Origin of the sequence: Burkholderia latens, from assembly GCF_902499045.1 — a bacterium.
Lineage (GTDB): Bacteria > Pseudomonadota > Gammaproteobacteria > Burkholderiales > Burkholderiaceae > Burkholderia > Burkholderia latens.
The window spans coordinates 50407-74282 of the sequence record NZ_CABVPL010000015.1 but is presented as its reverse complement, the minus strand read 5'-3'; the positions used below and the strand labels follow the sequence as shown (position 1 = coordinate 74282).

Below are 23876 nucleotides of genomic sequence, written 5' to 3'. Positions count from 1 at the left end.
GCGCCGGGAACCGCCGCCGCGCACGCCCGCCCGGCGGTGACGCACGACGGCGGCACGACGGCGCAACCGGATGGAAGCGCGACGCCGGCCGGCGCGATTTTGGCGCTATCATTCGCGGTTCACCGGGCCGGCGGCCCGTCAGCGAATTCTCACCGGGCGGCGCGCGCCGTCCGTCATCGAAGCAATCCATGGATGTCATCGTCATCGGCGGCGGAATCAGCGGCGTCGCCACCGCCTACCAGCTGCGCGCGGCCGGCCATCGCGTGTGCGTGGTCGAACGCCACGCAACCGTCGCGCAGGGCGCGACCTACGGCGACGGCGGCACGCTGCTGCCGAGCCCGCTCGACGTCTGGTTCGGCCCGACCTTCATGCGCCAGCGACTGCCGCGCGACACCGGGATCGTGTACAAGCCGGGCTTCAACGGCGGCGTGCGCCGCTTCGTCAAGCAGCTCGCCGCGCTGCGCGAGCCCGACGCCTTCGTCGCCCAGTACGCGCGGCTGCGCCCGCTGATCGATGCATCGCGCGAGATCCTCGCGGACATCGAGGCGCGCTTCGAGCTCGAATTCGAGCAGAAAGCCGGGATCCTGCACGTCGTGCGCGACCCGCGCGACTGGGACGCGCTGCAGCCGTCGCTCGACCTGCTGCGCACGCTCGACCAGCCGTACCGCGTGCTCACCGCCGACGAATGCGCGGCGCTTGAGCCGTCGGTGCCCGCCGAGCCCGGCTTCGCCGGCGGCGTGCTGCTCGAGGCCGAACGCACCGGCAACTGCCCGCTGTTCGCGAAGCTGGTCAGGCAGGTGCTCGACGAGCACGGCGTGCAGTTCCGCTTCGGCGCGGATGTCGCCGCGATCCGCGTCGACAACGGCCGAGCGGCGGTCGAGCTCGCGCCGCCGGCCGCCGACGGCCGGCACGCGGCGAACGCGCGCGAGGTCGACGTGATTTCGGCCGATGCAATCGTGGTCGCGGCCGGCGCCGGCAGCCTGCCGCTGCTGGAGCGGCTCGGCTGGCGTCTGCCGCTGCATCCGGTGCGCACCCATACGCTGACCGCGCCCGTGGCGTACGAAGAACATGCGCCGCACCTGAGCGTCGTCGATTCGATCAAGCGGATCTCGATCACCCGCACGCATCAGCGGCTGCGCATCGGCGGCGGCGCGGTGCTGCAGAGCGTCGCCGATACCGCGAAGGCGCTGCCCGAGGCTTTGTCCGAGGCCGCGCTCGCGCTGCTCGGCCAGGCCGTGCACGACTGGGTGCCCGGCGCGGCGAAGATTTCCGCCGCGTTGTCGTGGCAGGGCACGCAGTTGCTGTCGCCGGACGGCCTGCCGGTCGTCGGTCCGACCCCGCATCCGCGCGTGTTCGTCAATTTCGGCCATGGCCCGGCTGGTTGGGGGCTTGCATGCGGCTCTGCTAGAGTGGTGACCGATTACGTCGGCGGCGACACGCAGCAGTGGCCTGCCGACACGCTGGCCGCGCTCGGCGCCGCGCGCTTCGCGACCTGACCGCCGCGGGCGCGGCCGGCGCGGCTCCCTTCCCGCCGCCATGATTCCGCGATGACGAACGCCCGCCCGCTTCCCGATTCCGCCCCGCTCGCGCTGCTGCGCGTCGCCGACCTGCGCGCGGCCGAGGCCGCCGCGACCGCCGAACTGCCGCCGCACACGCTGATGGGCCGCGCGGGCACCGCGACCGCGCGCTGGCTGTCCGAGCGCGTGGCCGGCGACGATCGCCCGGTCTGGTTCGCGGTCGGCCCCGGCGACAACGGCGGCGATGCGCTCGTGGCCGCCGCGCAGCTGCAGCAGCTCGGCGTGGCCACACACGCGTGGATGCCGGTGCCGGTCAAGCCCGACGATGCGCAATGGGCGCTCGGGCTTGCTCGCGCGGCCGGCGTGCCGCTGTCCGCCGAGCCGCCCGCGTCGCTCGACGATTATGCGTGGGTGGTCGACGGACTGTTCGGCATCGGTCTCGGCCGCGCGCTCGACGGCCCGTTCGCCGAGCTGGCCGCGCGCATCGCCGCGCATGCGCGAAGCGGCGGCCGCGTACTCGCGCTCGACGTGCCGAGCGGACTGGACAGCGATACGGGCCGGATCGTCGGCGCGGGCGTCGCGGTCGCCGCCACGCACACGCTCACGTTCATCGGCGCGAAGCCCGGTCTCTACACCGGCGACGGCCGCGACCTCGCAGGCCACATCGACATCGCATCGCTCGACGTCGCGCCGCCCGCCGCGCCTGCCGTCGTGCTGAACGCGCCCGCACGGTTCGCCGCCGCATTGCCCGCGCGCGCGTTCGCGTCGCACAAGGGCACGTTCGGCAGCGTCGCGGTGCTCGGCGGCGACACCGGCATGTGCGGCGCGCCGATCCTCGCCGCGCGCGCCGCGCTGTTCGCGGGCGCCGGGAAGGTCCATGTCGGCTTTCTCGGCACCGGCGCGCCGCCGTACGACCCGCCGTTTCCCGAGCTGATGCTGCATCCGGCCGGCAGCTTGCCGCTCGACGCAATGTCCGCGATCGCGGCCGGCTGCGGCCTCGGCACGCGCGACGCCGCGGCGGCGCTCGTGCGGGACGTGCTCGCGCACGACATCGCGACGCTGCTCGACGCCGATGCGCTGAACCTCGTCGCCACGCACGCCGACCTCGCGGCCGCCGTCGCCGCACGCGGCACGCGCGGCCACGCATGCGTGCTGACGCCGCATCCGCTCGAGGCCGCGCGTCTGCTCGGCTGCGACACCGCGGCCGTACAGCATGATCGCCTGGCCGCTGCCCGCACGCTCGCCGAGCGCTACGCGAGCATCGTCGTGCTGAAGGGCTCGGGCACGGTGATTGCCGCGCCCGACGGCCGCCTGACGATCAACCCGACCGGCAACGCCGCGCTCGCGACCGGCGGCACCGGCGACGTGCTCGGCGGGCTGATCGGCGCATTGCTCGCGCAGCGCGTCGCGCCGTACGAAGCCGCGCTCGCGGGCGTCTACCTGCACGGCCTCGCGGCCGACACGCTGACCGCGAACGGCACGGGACCGGCCGGCCTCACCGCGGGCGAACTTGCGCCGATGGTGCGCACGCTGATCAATCGCCTTTTTTACCCGTCGCCGCGCGCCGACATATAACGCCGCTATACTGAGTGCCCCGCCGCACGGCGGGCCCGCTCGTCCGCCGGCCTTCCGATCACGGTGCGCCGGCGCGGCATTCCTCCCGATTCACGCTTCACTCGAACCGCCATGACGCTGAATTCGCTCCCCGCCTGGACTGCCCTTCAATCCCACTTCGAACAGATCCGCCATGCGCGGCTGCGCGACTGGTTCGCGCCGGAAAACGACCGCGCGCCGACCCGAGCCGAACGCTTCACGATCTCCGGCGGCGGCCTCGCGGCAGACTTCTCGAAGAACCGCATCAACGACGACACGGTGCGCCTGCTCATGCAGCTGGCCCGCGAAGCGGGCGTCGAAGCGCGCCGCGACGCGATGTTCGCCGGCGAGATCGTCAACCCGACCGAAGGCCGCGCCGCGCTGCACACTGCGCTGCGCGCGACCGACCCGAACGCGCCGTTCCATGCGCAGGTCAGCGCCGAGCGCGCGAAGATGGCGACCTTCGCGCGCGCGGTGCGCGGCGGCACGTGGACCGGTTACACCGGCAAGCGCATCCGCCACGTGATCAACATCGGCATCGGCGGTTCGGATCTCGGCCCGAAAATGGTCACGCACGCGCTGCACCACGTCGCGACACCGGAGATTTCGACCCACTTCGTGTCGAACGTCGACGGCGCCGACCTCGCGCGCGTGCTCGAGCAGGTCGATCCGGAGGAAACGCTCGCGATCATCGTGTCGAAGACCTTCACGACGCTCGAGACGATGACGAATGCACGCTCGCTGCGCGACTGGTTCGTCGCACGCGGGTGCCCGGAGGAGGCACTCGCGAAGCACTTCGTCGGCGTGTCGGCGAATCCTGCCGAAGTCGTGAAGTTCGGCATCGCGGCCGACAACGTGTTCGAAATGTGGGACTGGGTCGGCGGCCGCTATTCGCTGTGGTCGGCGGTCGGCCTGTCGATCATGATCGCGATCGGGCCCGAGCAGTTCGACGAACTGCTCGCCGGCGCGAACGACATGGACAGCCATTTCCGCGAAGCGCCGCTCGAGCGCAACCTGCCGGTGCTGCTCGGCCTGATCGGCATCTGGTATCGCAACTTCTTCGGCTCGCAAAGCTATCTCGTCGCGCCGTATTCGGAAGCGCTGCACTACCTGCCGTCGTACCTGCAGCAGCTCGAGATGGAAAGCAACGGCAAGTCCGCGCGGCTCGACGGCACGTTCGTCGACTATCCGACGTCGGCCGTCACATGGGGCGAGCCGGGCACCAACGGCCAGCACGCGTTTTTCCAGATGCTGCACCAGGGCCCGACGATCGTGCCGATCGACTTCATCGCGGTGCTGACGCCCGAGCATCCGCTCGCCAGCCATCACCCGAAGTTGCTCGCGAACTGCTTCGCACAGAGCGAAGCGCTGATGCTCGGCCGCACGCTCGACGAAGCGCGCAAGGTCGCCGGCCCCGGCAAGGAAGCGCTCGCGCCGCACCTGACGTTCCCCGGCAACCGCCCGACGACGACGCTGCTGGTGGACGCGCTGACGCCGCGCACGCTCGGCGCGCTGATCGCGCTCTACGAGCACAAGGTGCTGGTGCAGGCCACGGTGTGGGACATCAATCCGTTCGACCAGTGGGGTGTCGAGCTCGGCAAGATTCTCGGCAAGGTCGTCGAAGCGGACCTGTCGGCCGAGTCGGTCGATCCGGCGAAGCACGATTCGTCGACGACCGCGCTGATCGAGCGCGCCCGCGCGGCGCTCAAGCGCTGACGCGGCCCCGCGCAGAGGCCGGCCGCACGGGGCGACTTGCGCGCCCTGCGACCGGCACAGAGATTTCGTGTCGCGCTACACCGCTTGCGGGGCGACGATGCGTCCGGCGTCGATCGTGATCGTCGTCGCGCAGCGCCGTGCGAGCTCGGCGTCGTGCGTGACGAGCACCAGCGTCGCGCCGTGCGTGCGGTTCAACTCGAACATCAGGTCGATGACCGCATGACCGGTCGCCGCGTCGAGGCTGCCGGTCGGTTCGTCGGCGAACAGGATCGCCGGATGCGTGACGAACGCGCGCGCGAGCGCGACGCGCTGCTGCTCGCCGCCCGACAGCAGCTTCGGATAATGCGCGGTGCGTTCGCCGAGGCCGACCTGCACGAGCAGCGCGCGCGCACGATCGGCCGCTTCGCGCGCACTGATGCCGCCTTGCAGTTCGAGCGGCAGCATCACGTTCTCGAGCGCCGTCAAATGCGGCATCAGTTGAAACGACTGGAACACGAACCCGACCGCCCCGTTGCGCAGCGCGGCCCGCTCGTCTTCGTCGAGCTGATCGAGCGCGCGGCCGAGCACGCGAACCGTGCCGCTCGTCGCGCTGTCCAACCCGGCAAGCAGGCCGAGCAGCGTCGATTTGCCGGACCCGGATGCACCGACGATCGCGAGGCTGCTGCCGGCCCGCACGGCGAACGAGATGCCGTCGAGGATCGTCAGCTCGCCCGTTGCATCGGCAACCCGCTTGCATACGTGATGGACTTCGATGATCGGATCGGTAATCTTGAACATGGACACGACATTCCGCTGGAAAAGACGTGCGGCGCTCGCCGCATTGCTGGGGACCGTGCTCGCAGCGAGCATGCCCGCACGCGCGGCGGCGCCGGCGGCACCGGCATCAGGCCAACCCGCGCTCGTCGTGCTCGGCGACAGCTTGTCGGCCGAATACGGGCTGCCGCGCGACACAGGCTGGGTGGCACTGCTGCGGCAGCGGCTCGCGGCCGAGCGAATCGATTATAGCGTCGCGAACGCGAGCGTCAGCGGCGACACCACGAGCGGCGGCCGCGCGCGCCTCCCTGCGGTGCTGCAACGGCTCAAGCCGTCGATCGTCGTCGTCGAGCTCGGCGCGAACGATGCGCTGCGCGGCGTGCCGCTCGCGACGACCGAACGGAACCTGCGCAACATCATCGCCGCCGCGCGCAACGCGCACGCGCAGGTCGTGCTGGTCGGCATGTACGTGCCGCCGAACTACGGGCCCGACTACACGCAGAAATTCCACGCGGTCTATACGCGGCTGTCGAAGGAACTCGGCGTGCCGCTCGTGCCGTTCCTGCTGGCCGGCATCGAAAACAAGCCGGAGATGTTCCAGTCGGATCAGATGCATCCCGCGCAACAGGCGCAGCGCGTGCTGCTCGACAACGTCTGGCCGGCGCTGAAGCCGCTGCTCGGCAAGCCGCGCGGCTGACGTCGCGCCTCGCGCCGCCCGGAAAACAGAAAGCCCCGCGTCGAGCGGGGCTTTCTGTCGTTGCGGACGAAACCGGATGCGAGGCCGTGCTCAGTTGCCGCCATCCTGCGACTGGCTCTGCGTGGTGCCGTACAGCTTCACCTTCGAGCGGTCGCGCAGCGCAGCCAGATACGCTTCGCCTTCGCTTTGCGCTTCGACCTGCGCCATTTGCTGCTGCGCGGCCGCGAGCTGCTGCGGGTCGACGGCCGTACCGGCGATCACCGCGTTCACGCGATAGATCGCATAGCCGTCCGCGCCGAGATCGACACCGACGTAGGCCGGCAGCGTCTTCGCATCGACCTTGTAGACGGCGCTCAGTGCCGCCGGCGTCAGCCCTTGCGACTGCGTGCGCGATACCTTCTGCGCGGCCGCGAAGCCGTCGGTCGACTTCGATTTCTGCAGTTCGGCCAGCTTCGCCGCGCCGTCCTTCTTCGCGAGTGCCGCGGCCTGCTCGGCGACGACCTTCTGACGCACCGCGTCCTTGATCGTATCGAGCGCCGGCACCGCAGCCGGCTTGTAGTCGGTCACGCGCGCCGAGATCAGCGTATTGTTGCCCACGTCGATCGCCTGCGTGTTGTTCTGGTTCTTCACCGAGTCGCTCGCGAACACGGCCGCGAGGAACTTCGGATTGTTCAGCGGGCTCGTCGGCGGCAGCTGCGGATTCGGCGTCGGCGTGACGGTGGCCGTCTGGATCGTCAGCTTGTACTTGTCGGCAGCCGGCTGCAGCGACTTCGCCTTCTCATACACGGTCGACGTGAAGCCTTCCGCGTTGTCCGAGAATGCCTTCGCCGCGTATTGCTGCTTCAGGTCCGCCGCGATCTGGTCCTTCACGTCCGCGAACGGCTTCACCACGGACGGCTTCACTTCCGTCGCCTTCAGGATGTGGAAGCCGAGATCCGATTGCACGACCCCGCTCACGTCGCCCTGCTTCAGCGCGAACGCGGCATCGTCGAACGCCTTGCCGCCCGCGGTCGAGCCGCGCGTGATGAAGCCCAGATCGCCACCCTTCGCTGCCGAAGGCGCGTCCTGCGAGTTCTTCTGCGCGATCTGCGCGAACTGGTCAGGATGCGCCTTCACGTCAGCCAGCAGCTGCTCCGCCTTGGCCTTCGCTGCCGCCTTGTCGGCAGCGCTCGCGTCGCTCGCCGCGGCGATGAAGATGTGGCTCACGCGCACCTGCGCTTCCGAACGGAAGTGCGTCGGGTTGTCGTCGTAGAACTTCTTGATGTCGGCATCGGTCGGCTGCGCGCTCGCGGCGGCGGCGGCCGGCGAATAGACGAGATACTGGATCGTCGCGGTTTCCGGCGTCGCGAAGCTCTGCTTGTGCGCGTCATAGTACGCGGCGAGTTGCGCGTCGGTCGGCTGCACCTTCGCCGCGTAGTCGCTCGTCTTCAGCACGAGCGCCTGCACTTCGCGCTGCTGGGCGGCGAGTTCCGACAGGCGTTGGGCCGGACCCTTCGGCGTGAAGGCGCTCGACACGATGCTCGCCGGAATCTGCTGCAGCGCGAGGCTGTAGCGCACGCGCTCCTGGTACTGCTCGGGCGTCATGCCCTGGAACGACAGCAGCTGCGCATAGCGTGCGACGTCGATCGTGCCGTCGGGCTTCTTCAGCGACGCGATCATCGGATCGCTCATCAGCGCGTCGCGCACCGCGTTGTCGGATGCGGTCAGGTGCAGGCGTTGCGTCTCGTCGGCCAGCACGCGTTGCTGGATCAGCCCGTCGAGCACTTGCTTGCGGTGCTCGGGCGTATCGAACATCTTGATGTCGAACTGCCCGCCGAGCGCCTGACGCGCCTGATCGATCTGCTGGCGGAACGCGCCGTCGAATTCGACCCGCGTGATCTTGTGCCCGTTGACCGCCGCGACGTTCGCGCTGTCGTCGAAGAAGCCGCGGAAACCTTGAATCCCGACAAAACCCAGCCCCGGCAATACGATCAGGAGCAGGAGCGCCATCATCAGGCGCTGGTGATTACGGAAGAAATCGAGCATGCGTGACGGGAAAATTGGACAAAACGACCGATATTACAACATACGGGGTGGGACGGGAAAAAACGCGGGTGCGCAACCCGCGACGCAAATGAAAAAGCCCGCACGAGGCGGGCTTCTTCATTTTCTGGCGGAGCGGACGGGACTCGCCTACATCCCGCAGGCCGCGGTTGCGCGTGCACGCGCAACCCTTCGAGTCCCGCCGGAAGCCGGGCAGGCGGCTTCCTCCACTCCGCGGTCACGCGCTCGCTGGCGAGCGCAACGAACGATACAAATGAAGAAGCCCGCACAAGGCGGGCTTCTTCATTTTCTGGCGGAGCGGACGGGACTCGAACCCGCGACCCCCGGCGTGACAGGCCGGTATTCTAACCGACTGAACTACCGCTCCTTGGTCTGGCTGAATCGTGAAACTGGTGGGTGCTGAGGGGTTCGAACCCCCGACCTACGCCTTGTAAGGGCGCCGCTCTACCAGCTGAGCTAAGCACCCGTTTCCGATTCGTTCTGGCTGCGATCTGCGTTTCGGCATCAACAACCAGCGAGCCCGCAAGTTTAATTCATCCCCGATCAATTTGCCAAGCCCGCACACGAAAATTTTTTAACGCGCCGCCGAACACGCGAGAACACCGAGTCTGGACGCACATAAAAAAACCCGCGGACACGCCGCGGGTTTTCGTGAACAACCGTCAGCGACGGCGTTCAGGCTCTCAGTGCTTGACCACTTCCGTCGAGCCGGCATCCTTCGCCGCCTCGCCGACCGGTGCCGCAGCCTTCGCCTCTTCTTCCGGCGGCAGCGGCGTCGGCGAACGTTCGAGCGCGAGTTCGAGCACCTTGTCGATCCAGCGGACCGGCACGATCTCGATCGCGTTCTTCACGTTGTCCGGAATGTCCGCGAGATCCTTCACGTTCTCTTCCGGGATCAGCACGAGCTTGATGCCGCCGCGATGCGCCGCCAGCAGCTTTTCCTTCAGCCCGCCGATCGGCAGCACTTCGCCACGCAACGTGATCTCGCCCGTCATCGCGACATCGGCGCGCACGGGAATGCCCGTCAGCACCGACACCAGCGCGGTCGTCATCGCACCGCCGGCGGACGGACCGTCCTTCGGCGTCGCGCCTTCCGGCACGTGGATGTGGATGTCCTGCTTCTCGAACGCTTCGTCCTTGATGCCCAGACGCCGCGAACGCGAGCGCACGACCGAACGTGCGGCCTCGACCGACTCCTTCATCACGTCGCCGAGCGAACCCGTGCGAATCACGTTGCCCTTGCCCGGCATCACCGCAGCTTCGATCGTCAGCAGATCGCCGCCGACTTCCGTCCACGCGAGGCCCGTCACCTGACCGACCTGGTTTTCCTTCGCCGCGAGGCCGAAGTCGTACTTGCGCACGCCGAGGAACGTATCGAGGTTTTCGCCGTCGACCTTGATCGCACCCGATGCCTTCTTCAGCAGCAGCATCTTCACGACCTTGCGGCAGATCTTCGACACTTCCCGCTCGAGCGAACGCACACCGGCTTCGCGCGTGTAGTAGCGGATGATGTCGCGGATCGCCTGCTCGGTGACCTCGATCTCGCCGTCCTTCAGACCGTTGTTCTTCTTCTGCTTCGGCAGCAGGTAACGCTGCGCGATGCTGACCTTCTCGTCTTCCGTGTAGCCCGACAGACGAATCACTTCCATCCGGTCGAGCAGCGGCGGCGGGATGTTCAGCGAGTTCGACGTCGCGACGAACATCACGTCCGACAGGTCGAAGTCGACTTCGATGTAGTGGTCGGCGAACGTATGGTTCTGTTCCGGATCGAGCACTTCGAGCAGCGCCGACGACGGATCGCCGCGGAAATCCATGCCCATCTTGTCGACTTCGTCGAGCAGGAAGAGCGGATTGCGCACGCCGACCTTCGCGAGACTCTGCAGGATCTTGCCCGGCATCGACCCGATGTACGTACGGCGGTGACCGCGAATCTCGGCTTCGTCGCGCACGCCGCCGAGCGCCATCCGGACGAACTTGCGGTTCGTCGCACGAGCGATCGACTGCCCGAGCGACGTCTTGCCGACGCCCGGCGGCCCGACCAGGCACAGGATCGGCGCCTTGACCTTGTCCACGCGCTGTTGCACCGCGAGGTACTCGAGAATGCGTTCCTTCACCTTCTCGAGGCCGAAGTGATCCTCGTCGAGCACCTGCTCGGCGTTCGACAGGTCGTTGTTGACCTTGCTCTTCTTGCGCCACGGCAGGCCGATCAGCGTGTCGATGTAGTTGCGCACGACGGTCGCTTCAGCAGACATCGGCGACATCAGCTTGAGCTTCTTCAGCTCGGCATCGGCCTTCTTCTTCGCTTCCTTCGGCATGCGCGCGGCGTTGATGCGCTTCTCGAGTTCCTCGAGATCCGCGCCCTCTTCGCCTTCGCCCAGTTCCTTCTGGATCGCCTTGACCTGTTCGTTCAGGTAGTACTCGCGCTGGCTCTTTTCCATCTGGCGCTTCACGCGCCCGCGGATGCGCTTTTCGACCTGCAGGATGTCGATCTCGGCTTCGAGCTGCGCGAGCAGATGCTCGAGGCGCTCGATGACCGGGAACATCTCGAGGATGTGCTGCTTCTGGTCGAGCTTCAGCGGCAGGCGCTCGGCGATCATGTCGGCGAGGCGGCCTGCTTCGTCGATGCCCGACAGCGACGTGAGAATCTCCGGCGGGATCTTCTTGTTCAGCTTCACGTACTGATCGAACTGCGACACGATCGCGCGGCGCAGCGCTTCGGTTTCAGCGCTGTCGGCGTGATCGGGCTCGAGCGGCATCACCTCGCAGGAGAATTGCGTCTCCTGTTCTTCGATCGACAATGCCTTCGCGCGCTGCAGGCCCTCGACGAGCACCTTCACGGTGCCGTCCGGCAGCTTCAGCATCTGCAGAATGTTGGCGATACAACCGACCTCGTACATGTCCTTTTCGGTCGGTTCGTCCTTGGCCGCGGTCTTCTGGGCGACGAGCATGATGTGCTTGCCGCCTTCCATCGCTGCTTCGAGGGCCTTGATCGATTTCGGCCGGCCCACGAAGAGCGGAATCACCATGTGCGGGAAAACGACGACGTCCCGCAGCGGCAGCAGCGGGAGCGTGATGCGTTCCGGCGGGAGAAGTTGGGTGCCTGACATTTCATTTCCCCATGAGTGGAATCAATTGTTCGGTAATTGAGGCCGCCACAACGAATTGCAAGCCTTCAAGTGCGGGAAATATTCGGTAAGAAAGTAACCACCGCGTGTCGAGTCAGAGTTACCCACAAGATAAACGAAAAAAAGCCGCCCACGGACTCATGAACGGCCTTTTTCGCAGAACATCGTCGGCAAGCCGGTCAGTTCGAACCCGCCACCTTCGGCGTGTCCTCATAGATCAGCAGGGGTTTGCCGTCGCCATCGATGACGTTCTCGTCAATGATGACCTTGCTGACCCCTTTCATCGTCGGCAGCTCGTACATCACGTCGAGCAATGCCTGTTCGATGATCGAACGCAAGCCGCGCGCGCCGGTCTTGCGGCGGATCGCCTTGCGGGCGACTGCCTGCAACGCGCCCGGCCGGATTTCCAGCTCGACGCGCTCCATCGCGAACAGCTTGTGATATTGCTTGACGAGCGCGTTTTTCGGCTCGACGAGAATCTTCATCAGCGCGGCTTCATCGAGCTTGCCGAGCGTCGCGACCACCGGCAGACGGCCGATCAATTCGGGGATCAGACCGAATTTGATCAGGTCTTCCGGTTCCGTTTCGCGCAGCACTTCGCCCGCGTCGCGCTCCTGCTTGCTCTTGACCGTCGCGCCGAAGCCGATGCCCGTCTTTTCCGTGCGATCGGTAATCACCTTCTCGAGGCCGTCGAACGCGCCGCCGCAGATGAACAGAATGTTCGTCGTGTCGACCTGGATGAAATCCTGGTTCGGGTGCTTGCGGCCGCCCTGCGGCGGCACCGACGCCATCGTGCCTTCGACGAGCTTCAGCAGTGCCTGCTGGACGCCCTCGCCCGACACGTCGCGCGTGATCGACGGGTTGTCCGACTTGCGGCTGATCTTGTCAATTTCGTCGATGTAGACGATCCCGCGCTGCGCCTTGTCGACCTCGTAGTTGCAGTTCTGCAACAGCTTCTGGATGATGTTCTCGACGTCCTCGCCGACGTAGCCGGCTTCGGTCAGCGTCGTCGCGTCGGCGATCACGAACGGCACGTTGAGCAACCGCGCGAGCGTCTGCGCGAGCAGCGTCTTGCCGGAACCCGTCGGGCCGATCAGCAGGATGTTGCTCTTCGACAGCTCGACGTCGTCCTTCTTGTCGAGATGCTTCAGGCGCTTGTAGTGGTTGTACACGGCCACCGCGAGGATCTTCTTCGCGCGCTCCTGGCCGATCACGTACTGATCGAGGATGTCGCGAATTTCCTGCGGGCTCGGCAGATCGGACCGGGACAGGCTGGCCTCGACGCCGGCGGCAGCCGCCTCGTCGCGAATGATCTCGTTGCAGAGGTCGATGCATTCATCGCAGATGAACACCGACGGGCCCGCGATGAGTTTCTTCACCTCATGCTGGCTCTTACCGCAAAACGAGCAATACAACAGCTTCTCGCTGTTCGAACCTTTTTTGTCCGCCATGAATGTAGAGCCTCCGGACAGGTAAATGACATGATACGCCGATTGCTCCGAACGCCGCGCCTAGGGCGCGACCGGAGCCGGCTGGATGCGCTTGCCGCAGATGCTCAGGGCACTCGGGACATTGCCGGGGCGCCGCGCGAATCGGGGCGGCACCCCACTTAAGCTCACGGGCGCTTCAACAGCACCTGATCGATCAGCCCGTACGCCTTCGCGTCCTCGCTCGACATGAAGTTATCACGGTCGGTGTCGCGCGCGATGCGCTCGACGTCCTGGCCCGTGTGCTGCGCGAGCAGGTTGTTCAACCGTTCCTTCAGGTAGAGGATCTCGCGTGCCTGGATCTCGATGTCGGACGCCTGGCCGCGCGCGCCGCCCAGCGGCTGGTGAATCATCACGCGCGAATTCGGCAGCGCGAAGCGCTTGCCCTTCGCGCCCGACGCGAGCAGGAACGCGCCCATGCTGGCCGCGAGGCCCATGCACAGCGTCGATACGTCCGGCTTGATGAACTGCATCGTGTCGTAGATCGCCATCCCCGCCGACACCGAGCCGCCCGGGCTGTTGATGTAGAGGCTGATGTCCTTGTCGGGATTCTCGCTCTCGAGGAACAGCAATTGCGCAACCACGAGGTTGGCGGTCTGGTCGTTCACTTCGCCGACCATGAACACCAGGCGCTCCTTCAGGAGACGCGAATAGATATCGTACGAACGCTCGCCGCGGCCGCTCGTTTCGACGACGATCGGCACCAGCCCCAGCGCTTGCGCCTCGAAACCCTGCGGCGCGTTCGAAGCAAGCATGTCCAGCAATTCAGCGCGAGTGATCATTCAATGAACCTTGTTCGAATGGAAAATTGAACGGAGGGAAGCCGCCCGCTCAATCGCCATATTAATGGCAACCGTGCGCTTGACGTGAAAACGGCGTGCGGGCCGTCGCTCCGACAGCCGGCACGCCGCTAGAGCGACACTTACGCTTGCGACGATGCGCTCGCGAGTGCCTCGAAGCTCACTTCCTTGTCCGTCACCTTTGCCTTGCCCAGCACGAAATCGACGACGTTGCTTTCAACGACGAACGCTTCCATCTCGGCGAGGCGCTGCTGGTTGGAATAATACCAGCGGACCACTTCCTTCGGGTCTTCGTAGCTCTTCGCGAACTCGTCGACTTCCGCACGGATCTGCTCCGGCTTCGCTTCGAGGCCGTTCGCCTTCACGAGTTCGGCCAGCACGAGGCCCAGCTTCACGCGACGCTCGGCCTGCTCGGCGAACATCTCGGCCGGGATCGGTGCGTCCTTCGCGTTCGGCACGCCGCGCTGCGCCAGATCCTGGCGAGCCATTTCGACGAGGCGCTGCTGATCCTGCTCGATCAGCGCCTTCGGCACGTCGAGTTCGGAGATCTTCAGCAGCGCGTCCATCACCTGGTTCTTGACGATCGCCTGCGTGCGGCGCTTTGCCTCGCGCTCGAGGTTTTCCTTGATCTCGGCGCGCATCTTCGTCAGATCGCCGTCTTCGATGCCGAGCGACTTCGCGAATTCGGCGTCGATTTCCGGCAGGTGCGGCCACTCGATCTTCTTCATCGTGACCGTGAACTGCGCCGTCTTGCCGGCGACGTCCTTGCCGTGGTAGTCGTCCGGGAACTTCAGGTCGAACGTGCGCGATTCGCCGGCCTTCAGGCCGAGCGCCGCCGTTTCGAATTCCGGCAGCATGCGGCCTTCGCCGAGCACGAACGGGAAGTCTTCGGCCGTGCCGCCCTGGAACGCGACGTCGTCGATCTTGCCGACGAAGTCGACCGTCACGCGGTCGCCGTTCTTCGCTGCGGTGTCCGCGCCGCCATCGCCGTGCTCGCCGGCTTCGCCGCGTGCGTGGTAGTGCACGCGCTGCTTGCGCAGGATGTCCAGCGTGCGGTCGATTTCGGCGTCGCCGATCGTCGTGGTCGAACGCTCGATTTCGGCCGTCGCCAGGTCGCCGATCTTCACTTCCGGGTAGACCTCGAACGTCGCGTTGAACGCGTACGCGTCCTCAGCCTGCTCCTGCTTCGGCTCGAAGCTCGGCTGACCGGCGACGCGCAGGTTTTCCGCGCGGCTGATCGTGAAGAATTCCTGGCCGATCTTGTCGCTCAGCACTTCCGCTTCGACCTGACCCGCGTATTGCTGCGCGACCATCTTCAGCGGCACCTTGCCCGGGCGGAAACCCGGCATGCGAACGTTCTTCGCGAGTTTCTGGATACGGGCGTCGATTTCCTTCTGCACGGTGTCTTTCGGCAGGGAAATCGTCACGCGGCGTTCAAGCTTGCCGAGGTTCTCAACAACGTTAGCCATGGCTTCAATCGTCCTAAAATTATTCGAGCGAATCGGGTTTTCCTTGCCGTGCCTGCCTGCGGCGTGAAGTGACGGTCACGTTCACACGCCGCGCCGGAGCGCCACGCCATCCCTGCACGCGCCGGATGGCTAGCGCAAGCGGCTCGGAGCACGGCTTTGGCCGGAAGAATCGGCTATTCTAGCAAACAATTTTCCTCATACCGCCAGATCGGCCGCGACGTACGTACATACCCGCCGTGCCGGCCGTCCCTTTCCCGCCCTGCGCGCGGATCGCCGCTATGCCGCACCGCGTATCCCCCGCCGCCCCGCCATCCTGTAAGCTCCGAATGACGGTGCGCCGCGCGCGCGGCGCCCATTGTTCACACCAATCACGCCTTCCGGAGACACCATGCCGCACCACCCGTCCGCGCCTGTCGTCGTCATCGCGCCCGATTCGTTCAAAGGCTCGCTTTCCGCCGAGCAGGTCGCGGACGCGATCGCCACCGGCATCCGTCGCGCCCGCCCCGACGCGGTCGTGCGCTGCTGCCCGATGGCCGACGGCGGCGAAGGCACGCTCGACGCGATGCTGGCGGGCGGCGGCACGCGGCGCACGCTGCGGGTGGCCGGCGCATCGCTCGCGGCGCGCGACGCGGCGGTCGGCGTGATCGACGCGCGCAGCGCGATCGTCGAGACGGCCGAGATCGTCGGAATCACCGATGCGGTCGGCATGAGCGTGCCGGTCGACGCGCGCAGCACGCGCGGGATGGGGGAAGCGATCCGCATGCTGCTCGACGAAGGCGTGCGCCGCTTCTTCGTCGCACTCGGCGGCAGCAGCACCAACGACGCAGGCGCCGGCCTGCTCGCGGGCCTCGGGCTGCGATGCTTCGACGCCGCCGGGAACCCGGTCGAACCCGTGCCCGCGCGACTCGCCGACATCGCGCAAGTCGACGCATCGGCACTCGATCCGCGCCTGAAGGAAGCGGAATTCATCGGAATGTCGGACGTCGACAACCCGCTCACGGGCGCGCACGGCGCGACCGCGGTGTTCGGCCCGCAAAAGGGCGTGACGCCGGAGCAGGTTGCGACCCTCGACGCCGCGCTCGGCCGTTTCGCCGACCTGCTCGAGGCCGCGCTCGACCGTCGCGGGCGCGACCTCGCCGGTGCGGGCGCCGCGGGCGGTCTCGGGTTCGCGCTCCACATGCTGGGCGCGCAATTCGAAGCCGGCGCGGAAGTCGTCGCGCGGCAGGTCGGGCTCGATGCGGCGCTCGCGGGCGCCGACTGGCTGATCACCGGCGAAGGCCGCTCCGACGTCCAGACGCTGCACGGCAAGGCACCATTCGTCGCATGCCGCCACGCACGCGCCGCGGGTGTGTCCGCGTCGCTGCTGTCGGGCGCGATCGATCCGGCCGCGCTGCCGCGCCTGTCCGAACATTTTTCCGGCTGCTTCTCGCCGGCACCGGGGCCGATCACGCTCGACGTCGCGATCCGCGACGCCGCGAATCTGCTCGCGAACGAAGCGGAACAGTTGACACGGCTGAAGTACGGCGCACACTGACCGTTGACCCGAGCGCGCGATACAGGAACAATCGGGCCCGCCCTTTTTCTTCAGGATTCGACATGAAAGGCCGTCAAGCCGGGCTCGACCAGTTTCTGACCTATCGCCTCCATGCGCTCACCAAGCGATCCGACCGCGGGATCGCGGACGTCTATCGGCACAAGCTCGACATCTCGCTGCCCGAGGCGCGCGTGATCGCCGCCGTCGGCGCGTTCGGGCCGTTTTCGATCATGGATCTCGCACGCCACACGAACCTCGACAAGAGCCAGGCGAGCCGCGCGGCCGAGGCACTGCTGCGCCAGGGGCTGCTCGAGCGCAGCGCGAGCGACGAGGACGGCCGGATCGTGCTGATCGCGCTGACCGCCGACGGCCGTGCGCTGCATCGCAAGATCATGCCGATCGTGCGCAAGTGGAATGAAGGCTTGCTCGCATGTCTGTCCGACAGCGAGCGCCACACGTTCGAGCGGCTGCTCGACAAGGTGGTCGCGAGCGCGATCGAACGCGACGCGTGACGCGCACCCAGCGCGCGTTCGTGGCGCGCCAGCGTTGCAACGGTGTGAAATCGCGGCAGGGAACGTACCTCCGCGTTACCGGCGATTCAGCTTCTTTTCTTTTATTCAGACAAATCCATCGGATCACGAGCGTCGCACACGTGCATGACCGCATGAGCACGTGAGCGCCATCCACTCCCGCTACAGGACGCGGCGGGAACGACCGTTCGTCGCGCATCGCGCTGCCCGCGCATCGCTGTCCGCTTCGCTATAGCCCGCTGTTCGCCGCCCGCTGACGCAGCAGCCCCAGCACCGCGTCGCAATACGGCGTCGGCACGTCGAGCTTGCGCCCGAGCTCCGGAAACACGCCGAGGATCGGCCCGATTTCGAGCGGCCGGCCGGCTTCGAAATCCTGCAGCATCGACGTCTTGAACGCGCCGAGCTTGCGCGTGACCGCGATCCGCTCCGGTCCGGTCATGCCCGTGTCGAGGCCGAGCTTCGCGCCGATCGCGGCGGCCTCCTCCATCATCCGCAACGCAAGCGCCTGCGTGAACGGATCGTCGAGCAGCTGCTCGGCGGTCGAGCCCGTCAGCGCGCTGAGCGGGTTCATGTTCATGTTGCCCCACAGCTTCGCCCAGATCTCGGTGCGAATCGCCGATGTCGATTCGACGTCGAAGCCGCCCGCGGCGAGCGCCGCCGCGAACCGCGCGGCCGACGCGTCGAGCCGCGCGTCGGGCGAGCCGACGATCAGCCGGTTGCCGCGGCCGCGGCGCACGACGCCCGGCGCATCGGTGCTCGACGACAGGTGCACGACGCAGCCGATCGCCTGCGCGGGTGGCAGCGCCGCCGACACCGCGCCGCCCGGGTCGACCGCATCCAGCGGCAGGCCGTCGACCGGGCCCGCAAGCCCGTGCGTGAACCACCACGGCAGCCCGTTCATCGCGGCGACGATCACCGTATCGGGGCCGACCAGCGGCGCGATGCGTGCGGCCAGCGCCGGCAGCGCCTGCGCTTTCAGCGCGATCACCACGTAGTCCTGCACGCCGAGCGTGGCCGCGTCATCGCTCGCGCGCACCGCAACCGACGACACCGTGCCCGCCTCGTCGATCACACGCACGCCGTGCGCGCTCAGCGCATCGAGCGTCGCGCCGCGCGCGTACGCGCTCACGGTCATGCCCGCCCGCGACAGCGCGGCCGCGAGCAATCCGCCGATCGCGCCGACACCGACCACCGCCGCACGCACCGACCCTGAATTCGTGTCGTTCATGATGGAAATCCGTCTATCGGGAGCCGACGAGCATAACGCTCAATGGTTGCGGATACAACTATTTTGCCAGGTGCGGACAGTGTATCTCCGACGTGCAATTGCCGCATATCCGTCGCGTGTCCCCACGAGCGATTCAGCGCGCCGCGCCGCCGGCCTCCGCCGGCTCGTCGCCCGTCGCGCTCAGCACGCCGGCAATCTGGCTCTTGTCGTGCATGCCGAGCTTGCGATACGCGCACCGCAGATAGTGACGCACGGTCGTCGGCGAGATCGCCATTTGCTGCGCGACCTCCTTGTGCGAACGCCCGGCGCCGTAATGGCGGATCGCCGCGAGTTCGCGCGGGCTCAGCCGGTCGAGCAGCGAGCGCGGTCGCGCCTCCAGTTGGAACAACCCGGCAACGGGCACGCACTGGATGCGCAACGCATCGCCGACGAACGGCTGCCCCGACTGGCGGCGCACGTGCGCGACCAGCGGCTCCGGAACGCGTGGGCCCGTCCATGCGGGCCATTCGGTGCGCAGCACGTCGTCGAAGCCATGATCGGCGTGATGCAGCACGCCGAAGTTGTCGCAGAGCGCGCGCGCCGCCGGCGCCACCGCGTCGCCGCGCTCGCGCGTGAGCTGGGCCGCGCGATTGATCGTCAGCGCGGCCGCCAGATGCGGAATCACTTCTTCGAATAGGCTCGCGTCGCCGTCGCTGAATGGGCGATTCAGGCCCTGACGGTAGATCGACATGAACGTCGTCAGCCCGAAGCGGCGATCGAGCGTACACACGCACATCAGCTGCGCGAGCCCGTATTTCACGCACCAGTCGCGAAACCGCGCGTCGACGCCCGGCTCGACGACCGACAACCGCACCGCGCGCCCCTGTGCGCCGAGCAGCGTGCGATGCGCGAGCGGATCGCAGTCGCGCACGCGCTTCCAGTCGCTGAAGAACGCATGCGGCAGGCGGTACAGGAAACTGTTGTGCATTACCGGGCCGGTCGGCACGTGCGTCGCGACGCCGGTCCATGCGGCGTCGAACGGGATCAGCGCTTGCAGCAGCGCGAAAAAGCGGCATTCGAATTCGCCGATGCCCGACTGCGCGGCGACCGCATACAGATCGAGCAGCATCAGGCCGAGTTCGCGCCGCGTTGCGTCACCGCGCGTCACACCGTCGAAATCGGCGCGGCGCGGCGGCAGCGGCGGCCACGCGGATTCGTCGAGCACGATCGCGGCAGGCACGTCGCGCAGCGCGTCGAGATCCTGCCCGATATCCGTCGTGATCCTCACCTTCCGCTCCCCTGGCCGAACGGGCCGCCGATGCGCGCAACGCAGACCGGCCGATTATAGCGACCGGCATTTTTGGCGGGCGCCGCCGCCGGAACCCGTTGCAGCCCCATCCATTTGTACGGTGCGCGGCACGTTGCTGCCGCGCAGCAACCCGCACGGCGGCCCGACGGCGCGCCCGCGCGGTGCTCCGCGGGTTTTCCATACCGTTCATCTGCACGACTGTTCGCCGGTTTTCCCGCTGCGGACACTGCGTCGCGACGACACACGACACAAACGATGCAGCCCGGCATGGAGAACCTCACGTGACGACACCCCGCTTCATCCGCACAGCGAGCGCCGCCGTGGCGCTCGCCGCGTGCAGCGGCGCCGCCCCCGCGCAGTCGGCGCTCACGCTGTACGGCGCGCTCGACGCCGGCGTGCAATACCTGACGCATGCCGACGGACGGCACGCGGCCGTGCAATTGCAGAACTACGGCATCCTGCCGTCGCAGATCGGGCTGAAAGGCCGCGAGGATCTCGGCGGCGGCTGGCGCGCGCTGTTCAAGCTCGAACAGGGGCTCAACGTGAACGACGGCACCGCGACCGCGCCCGGCTATGCGTTCTTTCGCGGCGCGTACGTGGGTATCGCCGGCCCGGCCGGCACCGTCACGCTCGGCCGGCAGTTCAGCGTGCTGTTCGACAAGACGTTGTTCTACGACCCGTTGTGGTACGCGTCGTACAGCGGCCAGGGTGTGATCGTGCCGATGACCGCGAATTTCATCGACCACTCGATCAAGTACCAGTCGCCGACGTTCGCCGGTTTCGACGTCGAAGCGCTCGCGGCCAGCGCCGGCATCGCGGGCAATTCGCGCGCCGGGCGCGTGCTCGAACTCGGCGGCCAGTACACGAGCAACGGCTTGTCGGTCAGCGCGGTGCTGCATCAGGCGCACGGCGACGCGTCGGCCGACGTCGACGCGTCCGCGCGCCGCCGCGAACTCGGCACGCTCGCCGCGCGCTATGCGTTCGCGGTGCTGCCGCTCACCGTCTACGCCGGCGTCGAACGCGTGAGCGGCGACCTCGACGCGGCGCGCACGATCGTCTGGGGCGGCGCGCGTTATCTGACGCCGGGCGGCATCGGGTTGAACGCGGGCGTCTACCACACCGAATCGCATACGCCGGCGATCGGCCACCCGACGCTGTTCGTCGCAAGCACCACCTTCGCGCTGTCGAAACGCACCGTCGCGTACGTGAACCTCGGTTATGCGCGCAACAGCGGCCAGAGCTCGCAGACCGTCTACGAATACGACCCGACACCGCTCGCCGGCGCATCGCAGTTCGGCGCGATGGTCGGCATGTATCACCTGTTCTGATTCCGTCCAGCGAGATCCCGCCATGAAAACCGCTTGCTCCGATACCGCGCTGCCGGCCGACGGCCCCGCGCCGACTTTCGCGCGCTCGACGCTCGTCGCGCTCGTCGTGTTCGCGGCCATCGCGCCGCTGCTGCTGCTCGTCGCGCCAGCCGTCGCCGGTCAGCTTGCCGCGCAGATGGGACTGTCCGCGTCGCAGATCGGCACGTATTTCTTCGTCGAACTCGGCGCGTTCAGCCTCGCGACCGTGCCGTCGTACCTGTGGCTCGGCCGCATCGACGCACGCCGCGTCGCCGCCTGCGCGATTGCGCTGTTCGGCGCCGGCAATCTGTTGACCGCGTTATGGATGCCCGGCTTCATCGCGCTGCTCGCGCTGCGTGCCGTCACCGCGCTCGGCGGCGGCTCGCTGATGGTGCTGTGCATGACGAGCGCCGCCACCAGCGAGAACAGCGACCGCGTGTACGGGCTGTGGGTCGTCGGCCAGCTGATCGCCGGTGCGATCGGCCTGTTCGTGCTGCCGCACGTGTTCGCCGCGTTCGGTCTACGGGCGCTGTACGTCGCGCTGGCCGTGCTCGCGCTGCTCGCGGCGCCGCTGTCACGCGGCTTTCCGGCCACGCTCGGGCGGCGCAGCGCATCGGCAAGGAGCGTGCGTGACGCCGCGACGGAGACGTCGCGGCCGTTCGTCGCGCTGGCGATCGGCGCGGTGCTGACGTTCTATCTCGCGATCGGCAGCGTGTGGACGTTCGCGAGCCGCGCGGCCGCGGAGGCCGGACTCGGACCGCAGTCGACCGGCAACGTGCTCGCGATCGCGAGCGTGATCGGAATAGCCGGCGCGGCGCTCGCGTCGTGCGCGGGCGGCCGCGTCGCGCGGCGCACGATGCTCGCCGCCGGTTACGCACTGCTCGCGGCATCGCTCGTCGCGCTCGCCGCGCAGCCGCGTGCGAGCGGCTACGGCGCCGCGATCTTCGCGTTCAAGTTCGCGTGGACGTTCGTGTTGCCGTTCATTCTCGCGACCGTCGCGCAGATCGATGCGTCCGGGCGCCTCGTCGCGACGCTGAACTTCGTGATCGGCGCCGCTCTCGCGGCCGGCCCGCTGCTCGCCGGGCTGCTGCTCGATGCCGGCGGCACGATGCACGCGCTGTTCGTAGCGGCAACCGCGGTGGCGCTCGCGTCGTACGCGGCGCTGCGCGCGATCGATCGCCGCGCACGCGCTTCGCTGCACGCCATTTCTTCCCAACCGTGACAGGCCGACCTATCCATGAATCGCACTGCCTTCTTCACCGACGAACGCACCTTCTGGCACACCGGCGGCACGCATGCGCTGTTCTTCCCGGTCGGCGGCTGGGTCCAGCCGCCATCGAGCGCCGGCTACGCGGAGTCGCCCGACTCGAAGCGCCGCTTCCTGTCGCTCGTGCAGGCGTCGGGCCTTGCCGCGCAGCTCGACATGCGCGGCGCCGAGCCGGCCGCGACCGCCGATTTGCTGCGCATTCATCCTGCCAGCTATCTCGACGCGTTCCGCGCGCTCAGCGACGCGCATGGCGGCGACCTCGGCGATCTCGCGCCGTTCGGCAAGGGCAGTTACGAGATCGCGGCGCTGTCCGCGGGCCTCGCGCTCGCGGCGATCGACACGGTCGTCGCCGAGCAGGCGACCAACGCGTTCTCGCTGTCGCGCCCGCCCGGCCATCACTGCCTGCGCGACCGGCCGATGGGCTTCTGCCTGCTCGCGAACATCCCGATCGCGATCGAGGCCGCGCGCGCGAAGCACGGCATCGGCCGCGTCGCGGTGATCGACTGGGACGTGCATCACGGCAACGGCACGCAGTCGATCTATTACGACGACCCGGACACGCTGACGATCTCGCTGCATCAGGATCGCTGCTTTCCGCCCAGCTACAGCGGCGGCGGCGATCGCGGCGAAGGCGCGGGGCTCGGCGCAAACCTGAACGTGCCGTTGCTCGCCGGCAGCGGCGACGACGCGTATCGCTACGCGTTCGAGCGGATCGTGCTGCCGGCGCTGGAACGGTTCCGGCCGGAGCTGATCGTCGTCGCGAGCGGGCTCGATGCGAGCGCCGTCGATCCGCTCGCGCGCATGCTGCTGCACACCGACAGCTACCGATTCATGACGCGCGCAGTGAAGGAAGCGGCGCAGCGCCATTGCGGCGGGCGGCTCGTGATCGTGCATGAAGGCGGCTATTCGGAGGCGTACGTGCCGTTCTGCGGGCTCGCGATCGTCGAGGAACTGGCCGGCCTGCGCACCGAGGTCGCCGATCCGATGCTCGACCTGGCGATCGCGCAGCAGCCGGGCGCGCGATTCGTCGCGTTCCAGCGAGAACTGCTCGACGAACTGGCCGCGTCGTTCGGGTTGTAACGGGGTAACGGGGTAACGGGCGGGAACGGACGTGACGGGGCCGGCCCGCGCGGGCCCTTGCGCGATCCGCGCGGATGGGGTTTCCTGTGCCTTTACCCCTGTTCCGGCACGAGGCCGCACTCTTCCGATGAAATCGTCCCCGCGCGACCACGACGACAACACCAAAACGCGCCGCCAGCCGTCGAAGCTGGCGCTGAACATCGCCGCCGTGACGGTCGGGCTCATCACGTTCGCGATCGGTGCGGCGTGGGTGATCTATAGCTGGATCGTCGATCGCGAAGCGCAGTATTTCGCGATTCCGCTCGTGTTCTCGGTGCCGGTGATCGTGGCCGTCGCGATCCGCAGCTTCTGGGAATAGACGCACCGGGCACAACGAAGCGCCGCAAAAATGGCCCCGCTACTC

At 67.6% G+C, this 23876-nt stretch carries 18 protein-coding genes and 2 tRNA genes; 10 read left to right on the top strand and 10 right to left on the bottom strand.

Going from position 1 to position 23876, the window contains the following annotated elements:
- The first annotated feature begins 188 nt into the window (after nt 1-188).
- The 3 genes from BSE24067_RS13325 (at nt 189) to pgi (ending at nt 4826) form a co-directional block, all read left to right on the top strand.
- Entirely contained in the window at nt 189-1496 is a 1308-nt protein-coding gene (locus BSE24067_RS13325; protein ID WP_151068777.1) for an FAD-dependent oxidoreductase, read from the top strand.
- A gap of 51 nt (nt 1497-1547) precedes the next feature.
- Nucleotides 1548-3092, top strand: a complete 1545-nt coding sequence (locus BSE24067_RS13320; RefSeq protein ID WP_174904777.1) for an NAD(P)H-hydrate dehydratase — start codon at nt 1548-1550, stop codon at nt 3090-3092.
- Between the two features lie 111 nt (nt 3093-3203).
- The gene (pgi, locus tag BSE24067_RS13315; RefSeq protein WP_151064393.1) at nt 3204-4826 is read left to right on the top strand and encodes a glucose-6-phosphate isomerase; all 1623 of its coding nucleotides are present in this window, start codon (nt 3204-3206) and stop codon (nt 4824-4826) included.
- Between the two features lie 75 nt (nt 4827-4901).
- Here pgi and BSE24067_RS13310 read toward each other — a convergent pair whose 3' ends face one another.
- Complete coding sequence (locus tag BSE24067_RS13310) at nt 4902-5603, bottom strand: ABC transporter ATP-binding protein (protein ID WP_151064392.1); 702 nt, start codon at nt 5601-5603, stop codon at nt 4902-4904.
- Here BSE24067_RS13310 and BSE24067_RS13305 point away from each other — a divergent pair.
- Nucleotides 5602-6276, top strand: coding sequence for an arylesterase (locus BSE24067_RS13305; RefSeq protein WP_151064391.1), 675 nt, complete (start codon nt 5602-5604; stop codon nt 6274-6276). The genes BSE24067_RS13310 and BSE24067_RS13305 overlap by 2 nt on opposite strands.
- A gap of 90 nt (nt 6277-6366) precedes the next feature.
- On the opposite strand, the gene BSE24067_RS13300 is transcribed toward BSE24067_RS13305, so the two are convergent.
- From BSE24067_RS13300 to tig, 7 genes are all read right to left on the bottom strand, one after another.
- Nucleotides 6367-8301: a SurA N-terminal domain-containing protein gene (locus tag BSE24067_RS13300; RefSeq protein ID WP_151064390.1), complete on the bottom strand. Its 1935-nt coding sequence runs from the start codon at nt 8299-8301 to the stop codon at nt 6367-6369.
- A gap of 308 nt (nt 8302-8609) precedes the next feature.
- A tRNA-Asp gene (locus BSE24067_RS13295) sits at nt 8610-8686 on the bottom strand.
- A 23-nt stretch (nt 8687-8709) separates the two neighbouring features.
- Nucleotides 8710-8785 (bottom strand) — tRNA-Val (locus tag BSE24067_RS13290).
- 217 nt (nt 8786-9002) lie between these two features.
- A complete protein-coding gene (gene lon, locus BSE24067_RS13285) occupies nt 9003-11426 on the bottom strand; it encodes an endopeptidase La (RefSeq protein ID WP_011549610.1) in 2424 nt (807 codons plus the stop codon).
- Nucleotides 11427-11623: 197 nt separating this feature from the next.
- On the bottom strand, nt 11624-12895 hold the full coding sequence (clpX, locus tag BSE24067_RS13280) for an ATP-dependent Clp protease ATP-binding subunit ClpX (protein WP_006489345.1): 1272 nt from the start codon (nt 12893-12895) through the stop codon (nt 11624-11626).
- Between the two features lie 164 nt (nt 12896-13059).
- Entirely contained in the window at nt 13060-13713 is a 654-nt protein-coding gene (clpP, locus tag BSE24067_RS13275; RefSeq protein WP_006496351.1) for an ATP-dependent Clp endopeptidase proteolytic subunit ClpP, read from the bottom strand.
- Between the two features lie 140 nt (nt 13714-13853).
- Nucleotides 13854-15200, bottom strand: coding sequence for a trigger factor (gene tig / locus BSE24067_RS13270; RefSeq protein WP_151064389.1), 1347 nt, complete (start codon nt 15198-15200; stop codon nt 13854-13856).
- Nucleotides 15201-15588: 388 nt separating this feature from the next.
- On the opposite strand from tig, the gene BSE24067_RS13265 reads away from it, so the two are divergent.
- Nucleotides 15589-16734: a glycerate kinase gene (locus BSE24067_RS13265; protein ID WP_151064388.1), complete on the top strand. Its 1146-nt coding sequence runs from the start codon at nt 15589-15591 to the stop codon at nt 16732-16734.
- Between the two features lie 62 nt (nt 16735-16796).
- On the top strand, nt 16797-17246 hold the full coding sequence (locus BSE24067_RS13260; RefSeq protein WP_151064387.1) for a MarR family winged helix-turn-helix transcriptional regulator: 450 nt from the start codon (nt 16797-16799) through the stop codon (nt 17244-17246).
- 247 nt (nt 17247-17493) lie between these two features.
- Here the strand turns inward: BSE24067_RS13260 and BSE24067_RS13255 are convergent, their stop codons facing one another.
- Nucleotides 17494-18492: a 2-dehydropantoate 2-reductase gene (locus BSE24067_RS13255; RefSeq protein WP_151064386.1), complete on the bottom strand. Its 999-nt coding sequence runs from the start codon at nt 18490-18492 to the stop codon at nt 17494-17496.
- Between the two features lie 133 nt (nt 18493-18625).
- Entirely contained in the window at nt 18626-19759 is a 1134-nt protein-coding gene (locus BSE24067_RS13250) for a helix-turn-helix transcriptional regulator (RefSeq protein WP_151064385.1), read from the bottom strand.
- A 302-nt stretch (nt 19760-20061) separates the two neighbouring features.
- Between BSE24067_RS13250 and BSE24067_RS13245 the strand changes: the two genes are divergently transcribed.
- The 4 genes from BSE24067_RS13245 (at nt 20062) to BSE24067_RS13230 (ending at nt 23831) form a co-directional block, all read left to right on the top strand.
- Nucleotides 20062-21108, top strand: a complete 1047-nt coding sequence (locus tag BSE24067_RS13245) for a porin (RefSeq protein WP_151064384.1) — start codon at nt 20062-20064, stop codon at nt 21106-21108.
- A gap of 22 nt (nt 21109-21130) precedes the next feature.
- On the top strand, nt 21131-22348 hold the full coding sequence (locus BSE24067_RS13240; protein ID WP_151064383.1) for an MFS transporter: 1218 nt from the start codon (nt 21131-21133) through the stop codon (nt 22346-22348).
- A gap of 15 nt (nt 22349-22363) precedes the next feature.
- Nucleotides 22364-23473 carry a class II histone deacetylase gene (locus tag BSE24067_RS13235; RefSeq protein ID WP_151064382.1) on the top strand — a complete coding sequence of 370 codons (1110 nt, stop codon included), beginning with the start codon at nt 22364-22366 and terminating at the stop codon, nt 23471-23473.
- Nucleotides 23474-23600: 127 nt separating this feature from the next.
- Nucleotides 23601-23831 (top strand): hypothetical protein, encoded by a 231-nt coding sequence (locus BSE24067_RS13230; protein ID WP_151064381.1) that lies wholly within the window; start codon nt 23601-23603, stop codon nt 23829-23831.
- Nucleotides 23832-23876 lie beyond the last annotated feature (45 nt).

Bases quoted from the DNA above. Each gene is read 5' to 3' on its own strand.
- BSE24067_RS13230 (WP_151064381.1), top strand. From the start codon at position 23,601: ATGAAATCGTCCCCGCGCGACCACGACGACAACACCAAAACGCGCCGC.
- lon (WP_011549610.1), bottom strand. From the start codon at position 11,426: ATGTCAGGCACCCAACTTCTCCCGCCGGAACGCATCACGCTCCCGCTG.
- BSE24067_RS13310 (WP_151064392.1), bottom strand. From the start codon at position 5,603: ATGTTCAAGATTACCGATCCGATCATCGAAGTCCATCACGTATGCAAG.
- BSE24067_RS13260 (WP_151064387.1), top strand. From the start codon at position 16,797: ATGAAAGGCCGTCAAGCCGGGCTCGACCAGTTTCTGACCTATCGCCTC.
- BSE24067_RS13255 (WP_151064386.1), bottom strand. From the start codon at position 18,492: ATGAACGACACGAATTCAGGGTCGGTGCGTGCGGCGGTGGTCGGTGTC.
- pgi (WP_151064393.1), top strand. From the start codon at position 3,204: ATGACGCTGAATTCGCTCCCCGCCTGGACTGCCCTTCAATCCCACTTC.
- BSE24067_RS13240 (WP_151064383.1), top strand. From the start codon at position 21,131: ATGAAAACCGCTTGCTCCGATACCGCGCTGCCGGCCGACGGCCCCGCG.
- BSE24067_RS13325 (WP_151068777.1), top strand. From the start codon at position 189: ATGGATGTCATCGTCATCGGCGGCGGAATCAGCGGCGTCGCCACCGCC.
- clpX (WP_006489345.1), bottom strand. From the start codon at position 12,895: ATGGCGGACAAAAAAGGTTCGAACAGCGAGAAGCTGTTGTATTGCTCG.
- tig (WP_151064389.1), bottom strand. From the start codon at position 15,200: ATGGCTAACGTTGTTGAGAACCTCGGCAAGCTTGAACGCCGCGTGACG.
- BSE24067_RS13305 (WP_151064391.1), top strand. From the start codon at position 5,602: ATGGACACGACATTCCGCTGGAAAAGACGTGCGGCGCTCGCCGCATTG.
- BSE24067_RS13265 (WP_151064388.1), top strand. From the start codon at position 15,589: ATGCCGCACCACCCGTCCGCGCCTGTCGTCGTCATCGCGCCCGATTCG.
- BSE24067_RS13300 (WP_151064390.1), bottom strand. From the start codon at position 8,301: ATGCTCGATTTCTTCCGTAATCACCAGCGCCTGATGATGGCGCTCCTG.
- BSE24067_RS13235 (WP_151064382.1), top strand. From the start codon at position 22,364: ATGAATCGCACTGCCTTCTTCACCGACGAACGCACCTTCTGGCACACC.
- BSE24067_RS13320 (WP_174904777.1), top strand. From the start codon at position 1,548: ATGACGAACGCCCGCCCGCTTCCCGATTCCGCCCCGCTCGCGCTGCTG.
- clpP (WP_006496351.1), bottom strand. From the start codon at position 13,713: ATGATCACTCGCGCTGAATTGCTGGACATGCTTGCTTCGAACGCGCCG.